Annotated in this window: 19 protein-coding genes; 16 read left to right on the top strand and 3 right to left on the bottom strand. The window is 68.3% G+C overall.

Features of this window, described 5'->3' with window-relative positions:
• Positions 1-73 precede the first annotated feature (73 nt).
• From CAL29_RS12375 to CAL29_RS12360, 4 genes are all read left to right on the top strand, one after another.
• Positions 74-1408: an NAD(P)/FAD-dependent oxidoreductase gene (locus CAL29_RS12375; protein WP_094853320.1), complete on the top strand. Its 1335-nt coding sequence runs from the start codon at positions 74-76 to the stop codon at positions 1406-1408.
• A 140-nt stretch (positions 1409-1548) separates the two neighbouring features.
• On the top strand, positions 1549-2559 hold the full coding sequence (locus CAL29_RS12370) for a Bug family tripartite tricarboxylate transporter substrate binding protein (protein WP_094853319.1): 1011 nt from the start codon (positions 1549-1551) through the stop codon (positions 2557-2559).
• A 138-nt stretch (positions 2560-2697) separates the two neighbouring features.
• Positions 2698-3387: a GntR family transcriptional regulator gene (locus tag CAL29_RS12365; protein WP_256977410.1), complete on the top strand. Its 690-nt coding sequence runs from the start codon at positions 2698-2700 to the stop codon at positions 3385-3387.
• A 141-nt stretch (positions 3388-3528) separates the two neighbouring features.
• Positions 3529-4326, top strand: a complete 798-nt coding sequence (locus CAL29_RS12360; protein WP_094853318.1) for a phytanoyl-CoA dioxygenase family protein — start codon at positions 3529-3531, stop codon at positions 4324-4326.
• Positions 4327-4421: 95 nt separating this feature from the next.
• Here the strand turns inward: CAL29_RS12360 and CAL29_RS12355 are convergent, their stop codons facing one another.
• Positions 4422-5333 (bottom strand): IclR family transcriptional regulator, encoded by a 912-nt coding sequence (locus CAL29_RS12355; RefSeq protein WP_256977409.1) that lies wholly within the window; start codon positions 5331-5333, stop codon positions 4422-4424.
• Between the two features lie 209 nt (positions 5334-5542).
• Here CAL29_RS12355 and CAL29_RS12350 point away from each other — a divergent pair, with 209 nt between their 5' ends.
• The 8 genes from CAL29_RS12350 (at position 5543) to CAL29_RS12315 (ending at position 15865) form a co-directional block, all read left to right on the top strand.
• Positions 5543-6340 (top strand): SDR family NAD(P)-dependent oxidoreductase, encoded by a 798-nt coding sequence (locus CAL29_RS12350; RefSeq protein ID WP_094853317.1) that lies wholly within the window; start codon positions 5543-5545, stop codon positions 6338-6340.
• A 42-nt stretch (positions 6341-6382) separates the two neighbouring features.
• Entirely contained in the window at positions 6383-7393 is a 1011-nt protein-coding gene (locus CAL29_RS12345; protein WP_094853316.1) for a TRAP transporter substrate-binding protein, read from the top strand.
• A gap of 33 nt (positions 7394-7426) precedes the next feature.
• Positions 7427-8587, top strand: coding sequence for an acetyl-CoA acetyltransferase (locus CAL29_RS12340; protein ID WP_094853315.1), 1161 nt, complete (start codon positions 7427-7429; stop codon positions 8585-8587).
• The gene (locus CAL29_RS12335; protein ID WP_094853314.1) at positions 8584-10173 is read left to right on the top strand and encodes an acyl-CoA synthetase; all 1590 of its coding nucleotides are present in this window, start codon (positions 8584-8586) and stop codon (positions 10171-10173) included. The genes CAL29_RS12340 and CAL29_RS12335 overlap by 4 nt, the downstream gene beginning before the upstream one ends.
• Entirely contained in the window at positions 10173-12044 is a 1872-nt protein-coding gene (locus tag CAL29_RS12330; RefSeq protein WP_094853313.1) for a TRAP transporter large permease, read from the top strand. Before CAL29_RS12335 ends, CAL29_RS12330 begins: the two co-directional genes overlap by 1 nt.
• Before the next feature lie 78 nt (positions 12045-12122).
• Positions 12123-13934, top strand: coding sequence for a D-lactate dehydrogenase (gene dld, locus CAL29_RS12325; protein ID WP_094853312.1), 1812 nt, complete (start codon positions 12123-12125; stop codon positions 13932-13934).
• 141 nt (positions 13935-14075) lie between these two features.
• Complete coding sequence (locus tag CAL29_RS12320; RefSeq protein WP_094853311.1) at positions 14076-14897, top strand: sulfite exporter TauE/SafE family protein; 822 nt, start codon at positions 14076-14078, stop codon at positions 14895-14897.
• Between the two features lie 122 nt (positions 14898-15019).
• A complete protein-coding gene (locus CAL29_RS12315; RefSeq protein WP_094853310.1) occupies positions 15020-15865 on the top strand; it encodes a helix-turn-helix transcriptional regulator in 846 nt (281 codons plus the stop codon).
• Here CAL29_RS12315 and CAL29_RS12310 read toward each other — a convergent pair.
• Positions 15825-16724 (bottom strand): LysR substrate-binding domain-containing protein, encoded by a 900-nt coding sequence (locus CAL29_RS12310; RefSeq protein WP_094853309.1) that lies wholly within the window; start codon positions 16722-16724, stop codon positions 15825-15827. The two genes, CAL29_RS12315 and CAL29_RS12310, sit on opposite strands and share 41 nt — an antisense overlap.
• A 102-nt stretch (positions 16725-16826) precedes the next feature.
• On the opposite strand from CAL29_RS12310, the gene CAL29_RS12305 reads away from it, so the two are divergent.
• The 4 genes from CAL29_RS12305 (at position 16827) to CAL29_RS12290 (ending at position 22857) form a co-directional block, all read left to right on the top strand.
• A complete protein-coding gene (locus CAL29_RS12305) occupies positions 16827-19997 on the top strand; it encodes an FAD-binding and (Fe-S)-binding domain-containing protein (RefSeq protein WP_256977406.1) in 3171 nt (1056 codons plus the stop codon).
• A 153-nt stretch (positions 19998-20150) separates the two neighbouring features.
• A complete protein-coding gene (locus CAL29_RS12300) occupies positions 20151-20813 on the top strand; it encodes a DUF924 family protein (RefSeq protein ID WP_094853308.1) in 663 nt (220 codons plus the stop codon).
• Between the two features lie 172 nt (positions 20814-20985).
• Positions 20986-21891: an amidohydrolase family protein gene (locus CAL29_RS12295; RefSeq protein ID WP_094853307.1), complete on the top strand. Its 906-nt coding sequence runs from the start codon at positions 20986-20988 to the stop codon at positions 21889-21891.
• 87 nt (positions 21892-21978) lie between these two features.
• Complete coding sequence (locus CAL29_RS12290; protein WP_094853306.1) at positions 21979-22857, top strand: isocitrate lyase/PEP mutase family protein; 879 nt, start codon at positions 21979-21981, stop codon at positions 22855-22857.
• Between the two features lie 22 nt (positions 22858-22879).
• Here the strand turns inward: CAL29_RS12290 and CAL29_RS12285 are convergent, their stop codons facing one another.
• On the bottom strand, positions 22880-23833 hold the full coding sequence (locus tag CAL29_RS12285) for a LysR family transcriptional regulator (protein ID WP_179283997.1): 954 nt from the start codon (positions 23831-23833) through the stop codon (positions 22880-22882).
• Positions 23834-23835: the final 2 nt, after the last annotated feature.

Raw genomic sequence — 23835 nt, 5'->3', positions numbered from 1 at the left:
CGATCGTCCATGGGCGCGCAACGCGCGCCCGCGACCGCGGCGGTTGCCGGCCACGGCAAGCAAGGAGCATGGCATGGTTTCGTCCGCCGGGATTTTTTCTTCGGACTTCCGCAAGCTGCCCTATTGGTGGGAAGCCTACACGCCGCCCGAGACCGGCGACGACGCGCTGCCCGCCAGCGCCGACGTCGTCATCGTCGGCGCCGGCTATACCGGCATCTGCTGCGCGCTGACGCTGCGCGAGGCGGGCATCGACGCGGTGGTGCTGGAGGCCGGGCGCCCGGGCATCGGCGCCAGCACCCGCTCCGGCGGCCAGGTCTCGGGCGGCGTCAACGTCCAGAAGAAAGCCCTGGCGGCCGTGGGCGAGAACGACGCGCAGCGCGCCGAACGCCTGTCCGCGCGGCTGCGCGACGCCGACGCGGCCATGAACCACGTCGTCGGGCTGATCGACAGGCACGGCATCCAGTGCGGCTGGCAGCCCACGGGACGCCTGACGACCATGTGGCTGCCCCAGCACTACGACGCCTGGCAAGGCCGCATGGCGCAACTGAACGCCAACACGAATTCGCGCGCGCGCATGATTCCGCGCGAAGCGCTGGCCGAGGAAATCGGCTCGTCCGTCTATCACGGCGCCGCCCTGATCGAGCGCGCCGGCCACCTGCATCCGGCGCAGCTCTATGGCGGCATGCTGGCCGCGGCGCGCGCCGCAGGCGCGAAGGTGCATGGGCAGACGCCGGTGCAGCGCATCGTCCGCGCGCCGGGCGGCTATGACGTGGCCAGCGCGCGCGGCACGGTGCGGGCGCGGCAGGTCGTGATCGCCACCAACGGCTACACCGGCCCCGGCATGGCCGGCCTGGACCGCAAGGTGGTGCCCATCGCCACCTACATGATCGCCACCGACGAACTGCCGCCGGGCCTGGCGGCGGACATCCTGCCGACCAATCGCGCGGTGTCGGAATCGCGCCGCGTGGTCAATCACTACCGGCTGTCGCCCGATGGCCGCCGCCTGCTGTTCGGCGGGCGCGCGCGCTTCACGCCGGCCAGCGAGGAAACCACCGCGCGCCTGCTGTACCGGGCCATGCTCAAGCGCTTTCCGCAACTGGCGGGCACGCGCATCACGCATAGCTGGGGCGGCAACGTCGCCATGACGCTGGATTCCATGCCGCACATCGGCGGCGCCGACGGCCTGTACTACGCCCTGGGCTGCAACGGCAGCGGCGTAGCCATGATGAGCTACCTGGGCCACAGCCTGGGACGCAAGATCGCCGCGCAATCGCGCGAACCCGTCAACGCATTCGATATGGGGGAAATACCCGGCCATCCTTTCTATTCCGGCAACACGTGGTTCCTGTTCGCCATCGGCAGTTGGTACCAGGCCCGCGACGCCTATGAACACTGGAGGGCGCGCTGAGCGGGGCGCGAGACAGAGGCAGAGGCAGCACCCCCGCACAACCAAGCTTGAAATGTCGGACCGTCCGGTGCGGACGACGGCCAGCGCGCCGGCGCCGCGAACAAGGGATCGGACGGAAACAAGATAATCAGGAGTGATCCGTGAACCATCCGCGTCGCCATGCCTTGAAAGCGCTGTCCGGCCTGTTGGGGGCCGCCGCGCTTCCGCTTTCCCTCTCCCTGCCCCGCTCCGCCCTGGCGCGCAGCGATCCCTACCCCGCCGGTCCGGTCAACGTCATCGTGCCCTACGGCGCCGGCGGCAGCACCGACATCCTCGCCCGCCTGCTGGTCGGCGACGTCAGCGACCGGCTGCACGGCAACTTCATCGTCGAGAACAAGGCGGGAGCGGCCGGCAACATCGGCACCCGCCAGGTGGCCGTGTCGCGGCCGGACGGATCGACGCTGCTCTATTCGACGGCCACGCCTTTCTGCATCAATCCCTACGTCTACAAGACGCTGCCCTTCGACCCGGACCATGACTTCGCGGCGATTTCGCGCACGGCGAAGCTGCCCCTGGTGCTGGTCGTGCCGGCCTCGCTGGGGATCGCCAACGTGCAGGACTTCATCGCCTACCTGCGCAAGGATCCGACGCAGCGCAGCTTCAGCTCCTATGGCGTGGGCGCGTCCAGCCATATCGCGGGCGCGACCTTCGCGCGGGCCATCGGCGCGCCGGGCATCCTGCACGTGCCGTACAAGGACATGACGGCCATGTCGGACCTGGCGGCGGGACGCAATACCTTCCACATCGACGCCTGGTCGGCGGTGGATCCGCTGGTGAAGTCGGGCAAGCTGGTGGCGCTGGCGGTGTCCAGCAAGGAGCCGCTGCCGTGGGCGCCGCAACTGCCCACCATCGCCAGCGTCACCCGGACGGACTACGAGATCGTGACCTGGCACGGCGTCTTCGCGCCGCGCAAGACGCCGGACAGCGTCGTCACGCTGCTGAACCAGGAATTCCAGAAGTCGATCGACAAGCCCAAGGTGCAGCAGGTCTACGCCGAACAGGGATTCCTGCTGTATCCGCCGGCCACGCCGAAGGAAGTGGCGGCCTTCGTGCAGCAGGACAAGGCGCGGTGGAAGGGATACGTGGAGGCGGCGGGGATCACGCCCTCCTGAGGCGGCGGCCCGCCGGTTCATGCGCGCGATGCCAGGGGGCGGTCTCCTGGCCTAGGGAAATCACTGAGCGCGAAAAACTGGAATTCCGAATTCCAAAACGCTATTCTGGCGGCTATGGAATTCGGAATTCAGCATTCTGTGGAAGCGCAGCCCCAGTTCATCGACCAGGTTTTCCGGTTGCTGATCGACTCGATCGTCCTGGGCGAACTGAAACCCGGGCAGCGCGTGCGGCAAGGCGAGTTGGCGGAGCGCCTGGGCGTTTCGCGCCAGCCCGTCAGCCATGCCCTGCAACTGTTGAAGCAGCAGGGGCTGGTGCGCGAGACGGGCAAGCAAGGCGTGGAGATCGCGCCCATCGACCTGCACTACATCGTCCACCTGTATCGCGCGCGCACCGCCCTGGAAGGCATGGCCGTGCTGCTGGCGACGCGCAGGATCCGGGACGGGCAGGCGTCGCCGGCACAGATCGAGGAACTCGAGATCGCGCTGGCGACCGGCAAGGAAGCGTGCGGCGCCGCCAACCCCACCTTGCCGGCGCTGGTGAAGGCCGACGCGCGCTTTCACAACGCGCTGTACCGGCTGGCCGACAACCCGGTGATCGAGCAGATGATGGCGGCGCAATGGCCACACCTGATGCGCTCGATGATGGCGACCTACCTGGGCGAAGGCGACGTTCCCACGCGCGCCTGGGAAGAACACGGCCTGATTGCGCGGGCGGTCATCGCGGGCGAAGTGGACGAAGCCCAGGATCTCATCACCCGGCACCTGGACCGCGCGGGCTCGGACGCCCAGCGCCGCCTGCCCGCGGTGCTGGACGCGCGACAGGCTTAGCAAGGCAGCACCCTGCCCCCGGGTCTCCCGGCGCCGCCGTTGCGCCGGGCCGAGGGCGCCCGGACAAAGCCCGGACAACGCCGGGACAAGGTCCGAACAAAGTCCGAACAAAACAAACCAAGACGACCAAAGGAGACACAAGTGGAACTCAACGCCGAACAACTGGCCCGCTTCGACGAACTGGGCTATATCTTCATCCCGGAATGCTTCACCCCGAAAGAGATCGAGGTGCTGCGCCAGGCCGCGGCCGACGTGCTCGGCCAGGAGCGCGAGGAGGTCTGGCGCGAAAAGAACGGCGCGCCGCGCACCGCCTTCGCCTGCCACACGTATAACGAGGCGTGCGAGCGGCTGGTGCACGATCCGCGCCTGGTCGAACCGCTGGAGCAGTTGTTCGGCGAACGGACGTACATCCACCAGTTCAAGATCAACGCCAAGGCGGCCTTCGCCGGCGACGTCTGGCAATGGCACCAGGACTTCCCCACCTGGCACAAGGACGACGGCATGCCGGAGCCGCGGGCCATGAACATCGCGATCTTCCTCGACGAAGTCATGCCCATCAACGGCCCGCTGATGATCGTGCCGCGCAGCCACAAGGCGGGCGAACTGGAATCGGCGCACGACCTGAAGACGACGTCGTATCCGCTATGGACGCCCGACAACGAAACGATCACCCGCCTGGTGGAAAAAGACGGCATCGTCGCGCCCACGGGCAAGGCCGGCGGCGTGCTCATGTTCCATGCGAACATCCTGCACGCCTCGGCCGGCAACATCACGCCCTATCCGCGGCGCATCGTGTACCTGACCCTGTCGGCGGTGTCGAACGCGCTACGCAATCCGACGCGTCCGGATTTCATCGCGCACCGGGATTTCACGCCCGTCGAGAAGGGCGCGGACGACGCGCTCTCGCGCTACGCCGACGAGCATCTGGCGACCGCGTGAGGCTTCCGGGAGCGGGTATGCCGCCAGGTGTCGTCGCGCGGAGTCCTTGAACCGACATGATGAAACGACCGGCCTGAAACGACCGGCCTGAAACTTCAGGCGCTCTTCTCGCGCGCCTGGAGTTCGGTCAAGGCCCTGCTCGCCAGCATCAGGCGGTTGCCCAGGATCGCGCTGCGGGAAGCGCCCAGCCTGGACTTGATGGCCGCGATGCTGATCGACGCCACCGGCCGCCCTTCGAAGTCATAGACCGCCACGCCCACCGCCCAGCTATCCTCCAGCACCAGCCCGGGGTTGACGCAATAGCCCCATTCGCGCGTCTCCGCGATCAGCTTGTGGATGACCGCGTCGGTGCAGCGGGGAAACCGCCGGGCCCGGATCTCGGCCGTGCGCGCGAGCGCGTCCTCGATCTCCTTGTCGGAAAGCGCCGCGAGCAAGGCCGTCGCGCCGGCGCCGACGCCCAGGAGCCAGCGGTCGCCGGGCTTGATCAACTGGTTTCGGATCGGGAAGTCGCCTTCGTCGCGGGACAGGCAGATGCTTTCGTAGCCATGCAGCACGGCAAAGAACACGGTGTCCCCGGACTCGTTGGCCAGGGCGCGCAAGGTCGGGGCCGCCAGCCGCTGCAATTCATAGCTGGCCTCGGCCGCCAGGCCGACGGCAAAGGCTTCCGGGCCGAGCCGGTAGCGTCCGGACTGGCGGTCATGCAATACGAAGCCCTCTTCGACCAGGGTCTTGGTCAAGCGGATCACGGTCGCCTTGTTGAGATCCAGGCGGCGCGTGATCTCCAGCATGCGCAAGCCGGAAGGGCCGATCTGCGTCAACAGCCGCAGGACGGCGAGGCCGCGCCTGAGGGTCTGGGCGCCGCCCGTCTGGGCGGTCTCGACTGAATGCGGTGGCGGCGTTTTCGGTGGTGGCGTTTTCTGTTGCGTCGTTTTCGGTTGCGCCTTCTGCTGTTGCGCCATCAGCTCCCCCCCGTTGCCGCAGGCCGGCAGGCATCGTTCATCGTTCATCGTGCATCGTTCATATCAAGGTTCATATTCTAAACCCGCCCTCTCCCATCGTCGCCGGGGACAGGGTCACACTGTGGACCACTTTTTCCTTAAACCCCCATAAAAGCGCGCCCGTGGTTGCGCGATTGGCCTACGATTTCACGGCCATAACATCAGGACCTGCGCCATACAGGTTCATATAGTGAATAAATCCAAACAGGAGACAAGGCATGGCAGACCGCATGAAGGACAAGGTGGTGCTCGTCACGGGCGCCGGCAGTTCCGGCCCCGGATGGGGGAACGGCAAGGCCGCCGCCGCGCTGTACGCGCGAGAAGGCGCCAGCGTGTTCGCCGTCGACTATCGCCTGGAGGCGGCCCAGGAAACGCAGAAAGTCATCGAGGGCGAAGGGGGCCGCTGCACGGCCTTCCGGGCGGACGTCTCGAACGGCGACGACGTCCAGCGCATGGTCGAGGCCTGCGTGCAGGCCTATGGCCGCGTCGACGTCCTGCACAACAACGTCGGCATCGTCGAAACGGGCGGCCCCGTCGAGACGTCCGAGGAAAGCTGGAACCGCGTCATCGCCGTCAACCAGACCAGCGTCTTCCTGACCTGCAAGCACGTCATCCCGCACATGCTGGCGCGCAAGCAGGGCGCGATCGTCAATATCGCCTCGATCGCCGCCCTGCGCTGGATCGGCTTCCCCTACCTGGCCTACAGCGCGGCCAAGGCGGCCATGGTGGCGATGACGTCGAACACCGCCGTCCAGTACGCGGCCGACGGCATCCGCGCCAACTGCGTGCTGCCCGGCCTCATGAACACGCCCCTCATCCGCGAGCCCTTGTCCAAATCCTATGGCGGCGACGTCGATTCGATGATCGAGCAGCGCGACAGGATCTCGCCCACCGGCAAGATGGGCGACGCCTGGGACACCGCCTACGCCGCCCTGTTCCTGGCGAGCGACGAGGCCCGCTACATCACCGGGACGACCTTGGTCGTCGACGGCGGATTGACCGCGCGCTGCGCCTGAACGCCATTCACCGCGCCTCATAAAACCAAAGGAGACAAACCCATGAACCTTACGCGACGCAGCATGCTGAAGGCGACGGCCGCCGCGGGCCTGGCCGGCATCGCCGGCCGAAGCGCCTACGCGCAGCCGGCCAGCTTCAATTACAAGGTGGGCACCAATGTTCCCGTGACGCATCCCATCGCCGTCCGCCTGACCGAGGCCGCGGAAAAGGTGAAGGCGGAGACGGGCGGCAAGGTCAATATCCGCGTCTTTCCCAGCGGGCAATTGGGATCCGACACGGACATGCTGAGCCAGGTGCGTTCCGGCGGCATCGAGTTGCTGACCCTGCCCGGGCTCATCCTCGCCAACCTGGTGCCGATGGCGTCGCTGAACAGCGTCGGCTTCGCGTTTCCCGACTATCCCACGGTCTGGAAAGCCATGGACGGCGACCTCGGGAAGTACATCCGTTCCTATATTTCCAAGGCCAACCTCGTCGTCTTCGACAAGGTCTGGGACAACGGCTTCCGCCAACTGACGTCGAACAAGCCCATCGGCGGTCCCGGCGACCTGGTCGACATGAAGATCCGCGTGCCGCCGGCGCCGCTGCTGGTGTCCCTCTTCAAGCAACTGAAGGCGGCGCCGACGCCGATCAATTTCAACGAACTCTATAGCTCGCTCCAGACCAAGGTGATCGAGGCGCAGGAGAACCCGCTGGCCATCATCGCCACCGGCAAGCTCTATGAAGTGCAGAAGTGCTGCGCGCTGACCAATCATGGTTGGGACGGCTATTGGCTGCTGGGCAACAAGCGCGCTTTCGAGGCGCTGCCCCCGACGCTGCGCGACAGCGTCAACCGGCACTTCAACGATGCCGCGCTGGCGCAACGCGAGGACAGCGAAAAGCTGGCGGCTTCCCTGCAGCAGGACCTGACCGCCAAGGGCCTGGCATTCAACAAGCCGGACACCGCGGCCTTCCGCGCCGCGCTACAGGAAGCCAGGTTCTACGCGGAGTGGAAAACCAAATTCGGCGGCGAAGCCTGGGGACAGCTCGAAGCCGCCGTCGGCAAGCTCGCCTGACATCCCCGCACCCCGATTCGACAAGGACCTGACATGCCCGTACCTCATATCATCGGCTGGGGCCATACGCCCTTCGGCAAACTCGACCAGATCGACCTGGAACAACTGTTCCGGGATGCGGTGCATCCCGCCCTGGAGCGCGCGGGCGTCGAAGCGTCCGACATCGACGGCATTTTCGTCGGCACCTTCAATGGCGGCTTCGTGCCGCAGGACTTCAGCGCCTCGCTCGCCGGCGTCGCCATGCCCGAATTCCGGCACACGCCCGCCGTGCGCCTGGAAAACGCCTGCGCGACGGGCTCCGCGGCCATCTGGGCGGCCCTGGACGCGCTGCAAAGCGGGCGGATCCGGCACGCGCTGGTCGTCGGCTTCGAGAAGATGAATACGCTGCCCGGCCCGCAGATCGGCGAGGTCCTGCTGAAATGCTCCTACGTGAAGGAAGAAGCCGACAAGCCGGGCGGTTTCGCCGGCGTGTTCGGCGATATCGCCGGCACCTACTTCGAGCGTTTCGGCGACCAGTCCGACGCGCTCGCCGCCATCGCGGCGAAGAACCATCGCAACGGCGTCGACAACCCCTATGCGCACATGCGGCGGGACCTGGGATTCGACTTCTGCCGCAACGCGTCCGACAAGAATCCGCCGGTCGCGGGTCCGTTGAAGCGTTCCGACTGCTCGCTGGTGTCCGACGGCGCCGCCGCGCTGGTCCTGTCGATGGAGCCGCGCCCCGGACACAGTGCCATCCGCTGGCGCGCGCGGGCGCAAGTCAACGAATTCCTGCCCCTGTCGCGCCGCGATCCCACGCGTTTCGAAGGCGCGGCGCTGGCCTGGTCGCGCGGGCTGGCGCAAGCCGGGGTCGCGCTGGACGACCTGCACGTGGTCGAGACGCACGACTGCTTCACCATCGCCGAACTGCTGGAATATGAAGCCATGGGGCTCGCGCCGCACGGCCAGGGCGCGCGGGTCATCCTCGACGGCGTCACCGCAAAGGACGGAAGACTGCCGGTCAATCCCTCGGGCGGCCTGAAGTCGCGCGGCCACCCCATCGGGGCCACGGGCGTATCGCAGCACGTGATGATGGCCATGCAGCTCGCCGGCGAGGCGGGCGCCATGCAGATTCCTCACGCGCGTCTCGGCGCGGTCTTCAACATGGGAGGCGCCGCCGTCGCGAACTACCTGAGCATCCTGGAGGCGGCATGAACGCGGCGCAGGTGATGAACCTCGGGTCGCTGCTGCGCCAAACGGCGCGGTTGTTCCCCGAACGCAGCGGCGTGATCCAGGGCGAGCAGCGATGGACGTGGCGCGAAATCGACGAACGCGTGGACGCCATGGTGGCGGCGCTGCGCGAGCTGGGCCTGTGCAAGGGCGACAGGATACTCGTGCAGTCGCGCAACAACCTGCAGTTGTTCGAGAGCTGCTGGATCGCCTTCCGCCTGGGCTGCGTCTGGGTGCCGACGAACTTTCGCCTGACGCCGCCCGAGGTCGCCTATCTGGGCGCCTCCAGCGGCGCCAAGGCCATGCTCTACGACGCGGATTTCACCGAGCACGTGGAAGCGGTGCGCGCGGCCTCGCCCGCCGTCGAGCACGTGGTGTGCATCGGCTCGCCGCGTCCGGGCGAACATGCCTACGAAGGGCTCGTCGAACGTTATCGGGGCCAGCGGCCGGTGGCCGCCACGGTCGGCTACGACGATCCGCTGTGGTTCTTCTATACCTCCGGCACCACCGGAAAACCGAAGGCCGGCATCCTGACGCATGGGCAAATGGCTTTCGTGGTGACCAACCACCTGGCCGACCTGATCCCGGGCACGAACGAGAACGACTGCTCCATCGCCGTCGCGCCGCTGTCCCATGGCGCGGGCATCCACGCGTTGCTCAACGTCGCCCGGGGCGCGGCCACGGTGTTGCTGCCCAGCGAGAAACTGGATCCGGAAGTTTTCTGGCAACTGGTGCAGACGCATCGCGTGAGCAACCTGTTCACCGTGCCCACCATCGTCAAGATGCTGGTCGAGCATCCGGCCGTCGACAAGTACGACCATGGTTCGCTGCGATACGTCATCTACGCCGGCGCGCCCATGTACCGGGCCGACCAGAAGCTCGCCTTGCGGAAGCTGGGCAAGGTGCTGGTGCAGTATTTCGGGCTGGGCGAAGTGACCGGCTGCATCACCATACTGCCGCCCGCCATGCATTCGGCCGACGACGACGATCCCGACGCCAACGTCGGTTCCTGCGGCAGGCCGCGCACCGGCATGGAAGTGGCCATCCTGGACGAGCAATTGCAGCCCGTTCCGGTGGGCACGGTGGGCGAGATCTGCTGCCGCGGGCCCGCGGTGTTCTCCGGCTATCACGACAATCCCGTGGCGACCGAGAAGGCGCTGCGCGGCGGCTGGTTCCACACGGGGGACCTGGGGCGGATGGACGAGCGCGGATTGCTCTACATCACCGGCCGGGAGTCGGACATGTACATCTCCGGCGGCTCCAACGTCTATCCGCGGGAAGTGGAAGAGATCCTGCTCATGCATCCCGGTGTCGCGGAAGTCGCCGTGCTCGGCGTGCCCGATCCGAAGTGGGGCGAGATCGGCGTCGCCGTCGTCGTGCGGCAGGACGGCGCCCCGCCCGTGAGCGATGCCGAGCTGCTGCAACACCTCGACGGCCGCTGCGCGCGCTACCGCTGGCCGCGGCAATTCTTCTTCTGGGATGCGCTGCCGAAATCCGGCTACGGCAAGGTGACGAAGAAAGACGTGAAGCGCCTGCTGCTGGAACGCGGCGACATCCGGGAGGCGGCGTGATGGACGCCGGTATCGCCGGCCGCAACCCGGCAGGCCTGGGCGCGGCGTCATGGATCGCGCCTCTCGAACGCGCGCTCGGGTTCGCCGTCGACGCGGTCGCCGCCGTGCTCGTCCTGGTGGAGATCGTCGTCCTGTTGTCGGGCGTGATCGCGCGTTTCGTATTCCATAGCCCGCTGGTCTGGTCGGACGAGCTGGCCTCCATGCTTTTCATCTGGCTCGCGATGCTGGGGTCGGTCTGCGCCCTGCGCCGGTCCGAGCACATGCGGATGACGGCCCTGGTGAACAAGCTCGGCCCGCGCGGCCAGGCCTTGCTCGACACCGTGGGTATCGCGGCCTGCCTGGCCATGCTGGCGATGGCGATATGGCCCGCGTGGGAATATGCCAGCGATGAAGCCTTCATCACCACGCCCGGCCTGGGCATCTCGAATATCTGGAAGGCGGCGGCGCTGCCGGCGGGCATCGCGCTGATGGGCCTGTTCGCCGTCTTCAGGCTGGCGCTCCGGTCCACCCTCGGAAACCAGGTCGGCGCCGTGCTCCTGGTCGGCGCGATCGCCGGCGCGTTCTGGCTGGCGCGCGCCGCGTTCGAGGACCTCGGCAACGTGAACCTGCTGATCTTCTTCTTCGGCGTCACGGCGGTATGCGTCCTCGCCGGCGTGCCCATCGGCTTTTCCTTCGGCCTGGCCACCTTCGGCTACCTGGCCCTGACGACCAGCACGCCGCTGCCGGTGCTGGTCGGGCGGATCGACGAGGGGATGTCCCACCTCATCCTCCTCGCCGTGCCCCTGTTCGTCTTCCTCGGCCTGCTGATCGAGATGACGGGCATGGCGAAGGCGATGATCGAATTCCTGGCCAGCCTGCTCGGGCACGTGCGGGGCGGCCTGTCCTACGTCCTGATCGGCGCGATGTACCTGGTGTCCGGCATCTCCGGCTCCAAGGCGGCCGACATGGCGGCCATCGCGCCGGCGCTGTTCCCGGAGATGAAGCGCAGGGGGGCGCAGGAGGGAGACCTGGTGGCGCTGCTGTCCGCCACCGGCGCCCAGACCGAGACCGTGCCGCCGAGTCTGGTGCTGATCACGGTGGGGTCGGTGACGGGCGTTTCCATCGCCGCGCTGTTCACGGGCGGCTTGCTGCCCGCCGTCGTCTTGGGCATCGTGCTGTGCGGCATGGTGTGGCGGCGGTATCGGCACGAGGACTTGAGCCACGTGCCGCGCACCCCGCGCAAGCAGGTGCTCAAGCTCTTCCTGGTCGCCTTGCCCGCCCTCGCCCTGCCCTTCATCATCCGCGCCGCCGTCGTGGAAGGCGTGGCGACCGCGACCGAGGTATCGACGCTGGGCATCGTCTACAGCGTGCTGGTCGGGCTGCTTTTCTATCGCCAATTCGCGTGGAACCAGATCGGCCGCATGCTCGTCAGCACCGCCTCGCTCTCCGGGGCCATCCTGTTCATCATCGGCACCGCCACGGCCATGGCCTGGGGGCTGACGCAATCGGGCTTCTCGCAGAGCCTGGCGACCATGATGCAGCAACTGCCCGGCGGCGCGATGGGCTTCCTGCTCGTCTCCATCGTGGCCTTCGCGATCCTGGGCGCCGTGCTCGAAGGCATCCCCGCCATCGTGCTGTTCGGACCGCTGCTGTTTCCCATCGCCCGGGAGCTGGGCATCCATGAAGTCCACTACGCCATGGTCGTCATTCTCTCCATGGGCCTGGGCCTGTTCGCGCCGCCGCTGGGCGTCGGCTACTACTCGGCCTGCGCCATCGCCCGGGTCAATCCCGACGCGGGCATCCGCCCCATCGTCGGCTATATGTTCGCGCTGCTGGTCGGCATCCTGCTGGTCGCGGCCGTGCCGTGGATTTCCCTCGGTTTTCTCCGATAATGGCACCAGTCGCGGCGCCAGCCGCATGGCAGGCCGCCGCAGACTGCCGCTATCCGGAAACAGCCTTTTGAGAATGCGATGAACAAGCCCATTGCCGCCGAGGTCGAAGCGGTCGCGTCCGCCGCGCCGCCGGCATCCCGAGACGAGCTGCTCCAGCGATTGCGCGGGATCGTGGGCCATTCCCATGTCCTGACCGATCCCATCGAAACGCGGCGCTTTCGCAAGGGCCACCGCACCGGAGAGGGCCCCGTCCTCGCCGTCGCGAGGCCCGGCACGCTATGGGAACAATGGCAGGTCCTGGAAGCGTCGGTGGCCGCCGGCTGCATCGTGATCATGCAGGCGGCCAATACCGGACTGACGGGCGGCTCGACGCCGGACGGCGACGACTACGACCGGCCGGTGGTCCTGATCAACACCATGCGGATCACGGGCATCCAGGTGATCGGCGGCGGCGCGCAGGTCGTCTGCCTGCCGGGCGCGACGCTCGACCGCCTGGAGCAGACGCTGGCGCCCCTGGGCCGCGAACCGCATTCGGTCATCGGCTCGTCCTGCATCGGTGCCTCGGTGCTGGGCGGCGTGTGCAATAACTCGGGCGGCGCCCTGGTGCGCCGCGGGCCGGCCTACACGGAACTGGCGCTGTACGCGCAGGTGGGGGCCGACGGCGCCTTGCGCCTGGTCAACCATCTCGGCATCGCGCTGGGCAATACGCCACAGGAAATACTGACCCGGCTGGAGCGCGGCCTCTATACCGAAGCGGATATCGAGAACGATGCGACGCGCGTCGCGTCCGACCCGCGCTACGTCGAGGACGTGCGCGCGGTCGATGCCGACACGCCGGCGCGCTTCAACGCGGATCCCTCGCGCCTCTTCGAGGCCGCCGGCTCGGCCGGCAAGCTCTGCCTCTTCGCAGTTCGCCTGGACACCTTTCCCAAGGAAGCCAGCACCGTTTTCTACATCGGCAGCAACGACCCGGACGACCTGACCGCGGTCCGCCGGCAGTTGCTGACCGCCCTGCCGCGCCTGCCGATCGCGGGCGAGTACATACATCGCACGGCCTACGACATCGGCGAGCGCTACGGCAAGGACACTTTCCTGCTCATCGACCGCCTCGGCACGGCCCGGGTGCCGGCGGCATTCGCGCTGAAGAGCCGGATCGACGGCTTCTTCGAGCGCTTCGGCCTGCACGGGGTGACCGACCGCGTGCTGCAAGGCCTCACGGATCTGCTGCCCAGGCACTTGCCCGCGCGCATGCGGCAATGGCGCGACCGGTACGAGCACCATCTGCTGGTGCGGGTGTCCAACGACACGGTGGACGCCACGCGCGGCATTCTCGACGCCTGCTTCTCGAACAGCGACAGCGGCGCGTACTTCGAATGCGATGCGGAAGAAGGCAGGAAAGCCTTCCTGCACCGCTTCGCGGTCGCCGGCGCGGCGATTCGCTACCGCGCGGTGCATCGCCGCGACGTGGAGGACATCGTCGCCCTGGACGTGGCCCTCAGGCGCAATGACCGCGCATGGGTCGAGGAACTGCCGCCCGAAATCGAGTCGGACATCGTCCACAAGCTCTACTACGGCCATTTCTTCTGCCACGTCTTTCATCAGGACTACATCGTCAGGAAAGGGGTCGATCCCATCGCCATCGAGCACCGGATGTGGGAAGGCCTCGATGCGCGCCGCGCCGAATATCCGGCGGAACACAATGTCGGCCATCTTTATGTGGCCAAACCCGCATTGGCCGATTTCTACCGCAAGCTGGATCCGACCAATTCGTTCAATCCGGGCATCGGCCAGACTTCCCGCATGCTGGGATGGGGATCGTGCTGCGACGGCAAGCCCGCGTGGCCGGCCGCTTACGGTTCCACGGAAGGCGCCGACGAGCAGGCGTCCTGAGGAACAGACGTCCTGAGGAATGGGCATCCGGACCAGTAGGCAACTGGACGAACAGGCGCCCTGACGGGCAGACATCCCCATCACGCACAAAATCCGCCTAATGAATTAAAATAATATGCTTATTTCATTAGGTAATTTAGTGTGTTCACCGCTACCTTACTCGGTCTGGCCATCGGCGCCCTGCTCGGATTGACCGGCGCGGGCGGGGGCATTCTTGCCGTTCCGGCCCTTATGCTGGGGCTGCACCTGGGATTGGCCGAGGCCGCGCCGGTGGCGCTGATCGCGGTGGGCTCCGCCGCCGCGCTGGGCGCCGTGCAAGGCCTGCGCCATGGACTGGTGCGCTACAAGGCGGCGACCTTGATGGCCGTGGCGGGCGGGGTGACGGCCCCGGCCGGGCTGCTCTTGGCGCGGCACTTGCCCGCCGCATGGCTGAGCGTGGGCTTCGCGGCGGTGATGCTGGTCATCGCGACCCGCATGGCCCGGCAGGCGCGCAGGATTTCCGCAAGGACGCCGTCAGCGGGCGGCGAGGTTCATGAGGCCGGCGTCCGCGACAAACCCTGCCGCCTTTCCCCGGCCACCGGCAAGTTCATCTGGACCCGCCGCGCCGCCCTGACCCTGGGGTCCATCGGCGCGGTTTCCGGCGTCTGCACCGGCTTGCTGGGCGTGGGCGGCGGCTTTATCATCGTGCCCGCCCTCACCCGCTTCAGCGATGCGCGCATGCACAGCATCGTGTCCACGTCCCTGATGGTCATCGCGCTGGTGTCGGCCGTCACCGTGGCATCGGCCGCGGCGCACGGCCTGGCCTTGACCTCGCTGCAATGGACCTTCGTCGGCGCGGCCATCGCCGGCATGGCGGTGGGCCGCAACTTCGCGGCGCGGGTGCCGCAGGCGGCGCTGCTGCGCGTCTTCGCCCTCGTCTGCGTCGTGGTGGCCGGCGTACTCGTATGGCGCGCGCGGGTGTGACCCGGTAATCGTGCCAGCCCATCCCAAAGGCGTATCCTTCCTCGCGGAGACGGTCGCGCAGCGGTAGAGAGCACACCCATGCACGCGCCAGTCCCTCCCAAGCGCGACAGGAAGGTACGCCCATGAACGATCCCGCCAGTCCGCCCAATCTGCTGGGCGCCTATCTCAAGCACCGGCGTTCCCGGCTCGATCCCGCCGCCTTCGGGCTGCCGGCCGGGCGCCGCCGCACGCCCGGCCTGCGGCGCGAGGAAGTCGCCTTGCGCGCCAACATCAGCCCGACCTGGTACACCTGGCTGGAACAAGGCCGCGGCGGCGCGCCCTCGGCCGAGGTCCTGGACCGCATCGCCGGCGCGCTGATGCTGACGGACGTCGAGCGCGAACACCTGTTCCTGCTGGCCCTGGGCCGGCCGCCCGAAGTGCGCTACCGCCAGGACGCGGGCATCACGCCGCGCCTGCAACGCGTGCTCGACGCGCTGGACCCCAGCCCCGCCCTGGTCCACACGGCCACCTGGCACATCGTCGGCTGGAACCGCGCGGCGACGGTATTGCTGACCGACTACGCGGCCCTGCCGCCGGAAGAACGCAACGTCCTGCGCTTCATCTTCCTCAATCCCGCGGTGCGCGCCGCGCAGGAGGATTGGGAAAGCGTGGCGCGCTTCGTCGTCGGCGTCTTCCGCGCGACGACGGCCCGCGCCGGCGCCGCGCTGGAAGTGCAGCCCCTGGTCGAGGAGCTCAGCCGCCTCAGCCCGGAATTCGCCCGCCTGTGGCGCGACAACGACGTCAGCCCGCAAGGCGGCGGCGTGAAACGCCTGCGCCATCCCGTGCTGGGCCCGCTCTCGCTGGAATACTCGACCTTCGCGGTCGACGGCCGGCCGGACCTCAACATGACCGTGTACAACCCGGCCACGCCGGCCGACGCCGAGCGGGTCAAGGCCTTGCTGCGGGCGTCCCCAGCAGCCAGTCCCTGAAGGCCGCCAACGGCGCGTACGACGACTTGTGCGCCGGATAGGCGAATTGATAATGCTTGCCGCTGGCGTAGCGATAGCCGATGGGCGCGGCCAACTGGCCGGACGCCAGCTCCTCCTCGACGAGGAAATCCGGTACCAATCCCACCCCTATGCCCGTGGCCACCGCCTGGATCAGGTGGGACGTCACCTCGAAGGTCGGGCCGAAGCATAGCTGGCGTGGCGCCCCGCCCTGCGCGTCGAACCATTCCGACCAGATGTTGGCCCGGCTGGCGACCCGCAGCAGCAGCACGTCGCGCAGATCGTCCGGCCCCGCGACGGGATGCTTTTCCAGCAAGGCGGGGCTGGCGACCAGCACCATCCGTTCTTCCAGCAGCCGATGCGAGACCAGCCCCGGCGCCGGCCCTTCGGCCACCCGGATCACCGCGTCCATGCCCGCCGCCTCCAGGTCGAAATCGCCGATGCGCGAATGCAGGTGCACCAGCACCTTGGGATGCCCGGCATAGAAGGCGTGCAGGCGCGGCATCAGCCACCTGGCGCCGAAGGTCGGCAGCAAGGCCAGGTCGATGCTGCCGCCGCCGGCCTGCATGGCCGTCACCTGCAAGGTGGCGTTGCGGATGCGGCCGATGGCCATGCCCACCTCGCGCATGTAGATGCGGCCCGCGTCGGTCAAGGCGATGGCGCGCCCCTTGCGCTCGAACAACTGGATCCGCAGCAGGTCCTGCAGCGCCTGCACCTGGCGGCTGACCGCGCTCTGCGTCAGGGACAGCTCGGCGGCGGCCTTGGTATAGCTGAGGTGCCGGGCCGAGGACTCGAACGCCAGCAACAGGGACATGGAGGGTGTCAGCGTTCGGGGATTCATTCAGGAAACTCATGCCTGGGCGGAGAAAAATCCATTTTATCCGCTGGCAGGTGTGCTTTTAGACTTCATAAATCGAATTATTTTCTTCCAAGACCCCAGACCATGGCCGCCCTGCCCCGCATGATTCCCCGCCTCGACCGCGCGCCCCTCGCCGACGACCGCCATGCCGACTTCGCGGCGGCGCTGCGGCTGCATGGTTTCGAGGGCGAGATCGAGGACAACTACGCCACGCGCACGGTCATGGCGACCGACAACTCGATCTACCAGGTGCTGCCGCAACTGGCGGTGTTCCCGCGCTCGACGCTGGACGTCGCGCGGGTGGCGAAACTGCTGGCGAACCCGCGTTTCGCCGGGATCAAGGCCTATCCGCGCGGCGGCGGCACCGGCACCAACGGGCAGTCCCTGGGCGACGGGATGGTGGTCGATCTCTCGCGCCACATGAACCGCATACTCGAAATCAATGTCGAGGAACGATGGGCGCGGGTGCAGGCCGGCGTCGTCAAGGACCAGTTGGAAGCCGCCGTGCGGGCGCACGGGCTGTTCTTCGCGCCGGAGCTGTCGACCTCCAACCGCGCGACGATAGGCGGCATGGTCAGCACCGACGCCAGCGGCCAGGGGTCCTGTCGGTATGGAAAGACGCGGGATCACGTGCTCGAGCTGACCACCGTGCTGCTGGACGGCGAGACGTGGCATTCGCGCCCGCTGGACGAATCCGAGCTTCGGGAGATCAGCGGACGGGCCGATCTGGCCGGCGCGGCGCACCGCTGCATCGACGCGATCCACCGCGAGGATGCGGCGCGCATCGCGGCCCATTTCCCGCCGCTGAACCGCTGCCTGACGGGCTACGACCTGGCGCACATCCGCGACGGCGACGGCCGCTTCAATCTCAACAACATCCTGTGCGGCTCCGAGGGAACGCTGGGATTCCTGGTCGAGGCCAAGGTCAACCTGCTGCCGATTCCCCGGCATGCCGCGCTGGTCGTCGTCAGCTACGGCTCGTTCGATGCGGCCTTGCGCGATTCGCCGCGCCTGCTGGCCCTGGACGCCGCCTCCATCGAGGCCATCGATCCGACCGTCATCCGCCTGGCCCGCGAGGACAATGCCTGGCCGGCCATCGCCCGCTACTTCCCGCCGGCGACGGCGCATTTCGATGGCGTGAACCTGGTGGAATTCACCGGCGACGATCCGGCGGCCCTGCAAGCCGCGCTGCGGCGCGCCGTCGCCATGCTGGAGGAAGGCGGCGGCGCGCGCGGCGTGCTGAGCCACGCCATCGTCGAAGGACATGCGGCCGTCGAGCAGGTCTGGTCCATGCGCAAGCGGGCGGTGGGGCTGCTGGGACGGATGAAGGGAGACCGGCGGCCGATTCCCTTCGTGGAGGACACCGCCGTTCCGCCCGAACACCTGGCCGACTACATCGCCGAATTCCGCCGGCTGCTCGACAGCCATGGGCTGGTCTACGGGATGTTCGGCCATGCCGATGCCGGCGTGCTGCACGTGCGGCCGGCCATCGATATGAAGGACCCGGAACAGGAGCCCCTGATACGCGCCGTGACGGACGGCGTCGCGGCCCTGACGCGGAAGTACGGCGGCGTGTTGTGGGGCGAGCATGGCAAGGGGATGCGGTCCGAGTACTCGCCCGAATTCTTCGGGCCGCTGTACCCGCGCCTGCAGGAGATCAAGGCGGCGTTCGATCCGCGCCAGCAACTGAATCCCGGCAAGATCGCCACGCTGGCCGGCACGGCGCTGCTGCGCATCGACGCCGTGCCGACACGCGGCCAGCATGACCGCGTCATTCCCATCGCGGTACGGAGTGCCTTCGAGGATGCCCTGCATTGCAACGGCAACGGCGCCTGTTTCAACTTCGACCCCGACGACGCGATGTGCCCGTCGTGGAAGGCGACGCGCGACCGGCGCTATTCGCCCAAGGGACGGGCGGGCCTGCTGCGGGAATGGCTGCGGCTGGTCACGCTTTCGGGGCAGGCGGCGGTGCTCGACGCGCCCGCCGGCGAAACGCGGGGCGCGATGGCGGCGCCGGCCGCATCGTGGACCTCGCTGCCGCGGCGCTGGCGCAACCGGCGCGCCGCGGCGCGCGGGGAATACGACTTCTCGCACGAGGTGAAGGACGCGATGGATACCTGCCTGGCGTGCAAGTCCTGCGCGGGGCAGTGTCCCGTGAAGGTGGACGTGCCTGCATTCCGGGCCCGCTTCCTGGCGCTGTACCACACGCGTTATGCGCGGCCGGCCAAGGACTGGTTGCTGTGCGCGCTGGAGCCCATGCTGCCCTGGATGGCGAAGATGCCGCGGCTGGCCAATCGCGTGCTGCGCGCGGCGTTGACGCAAAAGGCGCTGCGCGGGTTGAACCTGGTGGCGATTCCGGCGCTGAGCACGCTGGACGCGGGCGCCGCATTGCGGACGGCGGGCCATGCGCTGGCGTCGGCCGAGGCCGTGCGGGCGGCCCGGCAACGCGGGGAGAAACCCGTCATCGTCGTGCAGGATGCGTTCACCACGCACTTCGAGGCGCAACTGGTGCTGGACACCTTCGAGCTGCTGCGCAAGCTGGGATTCCGGCCTTTGCTGGCGCCCTACCATCCCAACGGGAAACCGCTGCACGTGCATGGCTTCCTGGCGCGCTTCGGCAGCGTCGCGCGGCGCAACGCGGCACGGTTGCGGGACCTGGCCGGGACGGGAGCGGATCTCGTCGGGATCGATCCGGCGATGACGCTGGTCTATCGGAGCGAGTACCGGGACGTGCCTGAAGCCGGCGACCTTCCCAAGGTGTGGCTGCTACAGGAATGGCTGGCCCGCGAGTTCGAAGCCGCGCCGCCGCGGGTATCGTCGTCTGCATCGTCTGCGGCGTCTTCGGCGTTTACGTCGCCTGCGCCGTCGGCATCGTCGGTTGCCGCGGGCGCCGACGACGCAACCGCGGAAACGGAAACGACGCAGGATACGTCCTATTTCCTGCTGCCCCACTGCACCGAAAAGACCAATGTGCCGGACGCCATGACGCAATGGCGCAAGGTGTTCGAGGCCTTGGGATTGACGCTGAAGGTGTTGCCCAGCGGCTGCTGCGGAATGTCGGGCACCTTCGGGCATGAGGCCCGCAACCGGGCGACGTCGGAGACGATCTACCGGCAAAGCTGGGCGGACAGCGTTGCGCGGCACGGCGCCGGCGGCAGGTTGATGGCGACGGGCTATTCCTGCCGCAGCCAGGTGAAGCTGATGGAAGGGGAAGCCCTGCCGCATCCGGTGTCGGTGTTGCTGGGCAGATTGTGAAGCCTGGCCGCGTGGGCGGTGACATTGACGGCATGTGGCGCGGCCGCGGTAGCGGCGTATGGCATGGCCGCACGAACCGGGAATCGGGCGCGACGCGGCCCAGGCGCCACGCGGTAGACTGTCCACCACCTTGGCCATCGCCTCGCCGCCGCTATGAGCACCCCATCCGGTACGCCTGACCCCGCCGCCAACACGAACGCGACGCCCGGTACGCCCGACACCGCCGCCGACGCGAGCGCAACGCCCGGTGCGCCCGACGCCGCCGCCAACGCGGGCGCAACGCCCCCCGAGGCCGCCGACATCGTGGACTTCTGGCGGCGCGGCCGGCATTACTGGTTCAGAAAGGACGCGGACTTCGACCGCCGTTTCCACGACCGCTACATCGCGCTGCACCTGGCCGCCGCGCGCCGCGAACTCGACGACTGGAACCGGACGCCGGCCGGCGCGCTGGCCCTGCTCGTCCTGCTGGATCAATTCCCCCGCAACGCCTTCCGCGGCACCGCGCACATGTACGCCACCGATCCCCTGGCCCGCCACTACGCCCGCGCGGCGCTGGCCCAAGGGCATCCGGAACGCGTGGACCCGCGCCTGCGCATGTTCTTCTACCTGCCATTCGAGCATTCCGAAGACCCGGCGGACCAGGACCTGTCGGTCGCCCTCCACGCCGGCCTGCCGGCGGAGGACCGCGTCTACGCCGACCGCCATCGCGACATCATCCGCCGCTTCGGCCGCTTCCCGCACCGCAACCCGATACTGATGCGGGAAACGACCGCGGAGGAACAAGCCTTCCTCGACGCCGGCGGCTTCGCGGGATAAGGCCGGTCGGGCACATTGGAATTTCCTATGTATTTTCCGAAGAACTACCAATTGGACAAATGACCCGCCGGTCCTTACAGTCTGTCCTCGATAGCGCCCGCCGCCGCGCCGGCGCCCTCTCCCGCAACACCGCCGCCCCGCCCCGGCATACGACAACGAAGAGTCTGGCTCCATGCAAAGCAACACCCCGGCCCCCACCGCGACGCCGCGCCCCCTGGCCGGCGCCGTACAGCGCGTCGATTGCCATGCCCACGTCATGGTCCGCGACGCCAGGCTGGCCGAAGGGCGGCACTCGGAGCCCCGGCAGGACGTCAGCGCCGAGGACTTCCTCGCCGTGCTGGACAGGCACGGCATCTCGCACGGCGTGCTGACGCAACCCAGCTTCTACGGCGCCGACAACACGCTGCTGCTGCAGGCCCTGAAACGCCATCCCGGCCGCCTGCGCGGCACCGCGATCGTGGCGCCGGACATTGCCGACGAAGACCTCGACGCGCTCCACCGCGCCGGCGTGCGCGGCCTGCGCCTGAACTGGCTGCGGCGCGACACCCTGCCCGACGCGGCCGGCAAGGACTACCAGCGCCTGTTCGCCCGCGCCCGCGAGCATCGCCTCCACATCGAGCTGTACGTGGAAGGCCGCAAGATGGCCGGCATCCTGCCCCTGATCCGACGCGGCGGCGCGGCGGTCGTCGTCGACCACTTCGGCTCGCCCGAGCCGGACAGCGGCATCGCCTGCGCGGGATTCCAGGAAGTGCTCAAGGGCGTGCGCGCCGGCGACACCTGGGTCAAGCTGTCCGCGCCCTACCGCCTCGGAGGACGCGCGCCCCAGCCCTATGCGCGCGCGCTGCTGGACGCGGGCGGGCCGGAGCAACTGCTGTGGGGCAGCGACTGGCCCTGGGTCTCGCACGAGAACTCACAGCGCTACGAACAATGCCTCGCGGATTTCGAACGGTGGGTCCCGGACGCCGGGCAGCGCGCCGTCATCTGGCGCGACACGCCGCGCCGGCTGTTCGGCTTCCAGGACGGCGCGGCCCCGGAACCGGCCATGCAACACCCCGCCGACGCCGCGCTCTGCGACTGATGCCGCGCCGCCTCGAACTTCGACCTGCCCCATTCAATCCACATCCTTCAACCCGCATAGAACGACCCCCATCTAAAGGAGAACACCATGTCCGATTCCGTCAAACGCCGCGCCGATTTCCGCGCGCTGGTCGAGCGCCGCCAGGGCCTGCTGATGCCCGGCGCCTTCAACGCGCTGAGCGCCCGCGTGGCCGCCGACGCCGGCTTCCAGTCGCTGTACCTCAGCGGCGCCGGCGTCACCAATATGTACCTGGGCGTGCCCGACCTCGGCTTCATCGGCCTGACCGACATGGCCGACCACACCGCCCGCGTGCGCGACGCGGTCGACCTGCCCCTGCTGATCGACGCCGACACCGGCTACGGCAACGCCGTCAACGTGGCCTTCGCGGTGCGCGCGTTCGAGCGCGCGGGCGCCGACGCCATCCAGTTGGAAGACCAGGTCAGCCCCAAGAAATGCGGCCACTTCAACGGCAAGGCCGTGATCGAGACCTCGGAGATGGTCGGCAAGATCCGCGCCGCCGCCGACGCCCGCCACGACCCCAACCTGCTGATCGTGGCGCGCACCGACGCCTGCGCCGTGCACGGTTTCGAGGCCACCGTCGAGCGCGCGCACGCCTTCGCCGAGGCCGGCGCCGACGTGCTGTTCGTGGAAGCCGTCACCACGCTGGAGGAAGTCGAAAAGCTGCCCAAGCTGCTGCCGCGCCCCCTGCTGATGAACATCGTCATCGGCGGCAAGACGCCGGCCCTGTCGCGCGACCGCCTGGGCGAACTGGGCTACGGCATCGTGCTGTACGCCAACGCCGCCCTGCAAGGCGCGGTGCTGGGCATGCAGAAGGCCTTCGGCGCGCTGTCGAAGACCGGCATGCTGGAGGAAGACCCGAACCTGGTCGTCCCCTTCAACGAACGCCAGCGCCTGGTGGACAAGCCCTACTACGACAAGCTGGAAAAGCAGTACGCCGCGTCCTGAGCATCACCCTGAACCGGCGCGCCTATGAAGCCGCGGGCGCGCCGGCCGGGGCCGCGGCCACCGGCGTGATCGGCGTCACGTAGGGCCCGGCGTTGGCGACGACGTCGCGCGCGATGTCGATGATGACCCGGGCCGCCCGCCCGCGCGCCTTGGCGCGATGCGCCGCGTAGATCACCAGCGGCGTCAGCGCGGGCACGGTCTTGTGCCGCACGATGCCGCCCAGGGACAGGTCCTGCTCCACCAGGCATACCGGCAGCACGCTGGCCGCCACCCCCAGGCGCACCAGCCGCACCAGCGTCGCCATGTCGTTGCAGATGTCCAGCGTCGGCAGCGGCACCTTGGCGCGCGCGAACCACTCGCCGATGATGATGTGGAAAGGCGACGCCGGCGGCATCGTCACGATGCGGCGCTCGCGCAGGTCGCTCGCCCGCAAGGTGCGCGCCGCGCCGGACGGCGCCGGCCGCGAGAACCACGCGATCTCGCACAGCGCCAGCGGTTCCACGACATGCAGCGGGTCGGAAGGCGCGTCGACCAGGAAAGCGATGTCGAGCTTCTGCGCGTCCAGTTGCTGGCGCAACGCGGCGCTGTTGGTGATGGTCAGCTCCACGCGCAGCGTGGGATGGCGCCGCTCCAGCTCGGCCAGCAAGGCCGGCAGGCAGCTCAAGGCGAAGGTGTTCGACGACCCCAGGCGCAAGGACCCCGTGAGCGGATCGCCGCTGCTCAGGCGCCGCTCCATCTCCTGCAGCACGTCGAAGCCGCGCTGCACGTACTGCTGGGCGATCTGGCCGGCCTCGGACAGGCGCACGCCGCCCTTGCCGCGCACGAACAGCGTGCATCCCAAGGCGGACTCCAGGTCGCGTATGCGCAAGGATATCGAGGGTTGCGTGATGCCCAGGCGCTCGGCCGCGATGCGGAAGGAGCCACATTCGGCGATGGCCAGGAAGGCCTCCATCTGCGCCATCGTGTAATGCTTCATCG

Source organism: Bordetella genomosp. 10, assembly GCF_002261225.1.
Taxonomy (GTDB): domain Bacteria; phylum Pseudomonadota; class Gammaproteobacteria; order Burkholderiales; family Burkholderiaceae_B; genus Bordetella_C.
This window is presented reverse-complemented; position numbering and strand designations above follow the sequence as displayed.

What these genes read in the sequence shown, in the direction of transcription:
- CAL29_RS12330 (WP_094853313.1), top strand. Translation starts at nt 10,173, where the DNA reads ATGGACGCCGGTATCGCCGGCCGCAACCCGGCAGGCCTGGGCGCGGCG.
- CAL29_RS12305 (WP_256977406.1), top strand. Translation starts at nt 16,827, where the DNA reads ATGGCCGCCCTGCCCCGCATGATTCCCCGCCTCGACCGCGCGCCCCTC.
- CAL29_RS12375 (WP_094853320.1), top strand. Translation starts at nt 74, where the DNA reads ATGGTTTCGTCCGCCGGGATTTTTTCTTCGGACTTCCGCAAGCTGCCC.
- CAL29_RS12285 (WP_179283997.1), bottom strand. Translation starts at nt 23,833, where the DNA reads ATGAAGCATTACACGATGGCGCAGATGGAGGCCTTCCTGGCCATCGCC.
- dld (WP_094853312.1), top strand. Translation starts at nt 12,123, where the DNA reads ATGAACAAGCCCATTGCCGCCGAGGTCGAAGCGGTCGCGTCCGCCGCG.
- CAL29_RS12290 (WP_094853306.1), top strand. Translation starts at nt 21,979, where the DNA reads ATGTCCGATTCCGTCAAACGCCGCGCCGATTTCCGCGCGCTGGTCGAG.
- CAL29_RS12335 (WP_094853314.1), top strand. Translation starts at nt 8,584, where the DNA reads ATGAACGCGGCGCAGGTGATGAACCTCGGGTCGCTGCTGCGCCAAACG.
- CAL29_RS12345 (WP_094853316.1), top strand. Translation starts at nt 6,383, where the DNA reads ATGAACCTTACGCGACGCAGCATGCTGAAGGCGACGGCCGCCGCGGGC.
- CAL29_RS12310 (WP_094853309.1), bottom strand. Translation starts at nt 16,724, where the DNA reads ATGAATCCCCGAACGCTGACACCCTCCATGTCCCTGTTGCTGGCGTTC.
- CAL29_RS12300 (WP_094853308.1), top strand. Translation starts at nt 20,151, where the DNA reads ATGAGCACCCCATCCGGTACGCCTGACCCCGCCGCCAACACGAACGCG.
- CAL29_RS12350 (WP_094853317.1), top strand. Translation starts at nt 5,543, where the DNA reads ATGGCAGACCGCATGAAGGACAAGGTGGTGCTCGTCACGGGCGCCGGC.
- CAL29_RS12355 (WP_256977409.1), bottom strand. Translation starts at nt 5,333, where the DNA reads ATGAACGATGAACGATGCCTGCCGGCCTGCGGCAACGGGGGGGAGCTG.
- CAL29_RS12315 (WP_094853310.1), top strand. Translation starts at nt 15,020, where the DNA reads ATGAACGATCCCGCCAGTCCGCCCAATCTGCTGGGCGCCTATCTCAAG.
- CAL29_RS12340 (WP_094853315.1), top strand. Translation starts at nt 7,427, where the DNA reads ATGCCCGTACCTCATATCATCGGCTGGGGCCATACGCCCTTCGGCAAA.
- CAL29_RS12295 (WP_094853307.1), top strand. Translation starts at nt 20,986, where the DNA reads ATGCAAAGCAACACCCCGGCCCCCACCGCGACGCCGCGCCCCCTGGCC.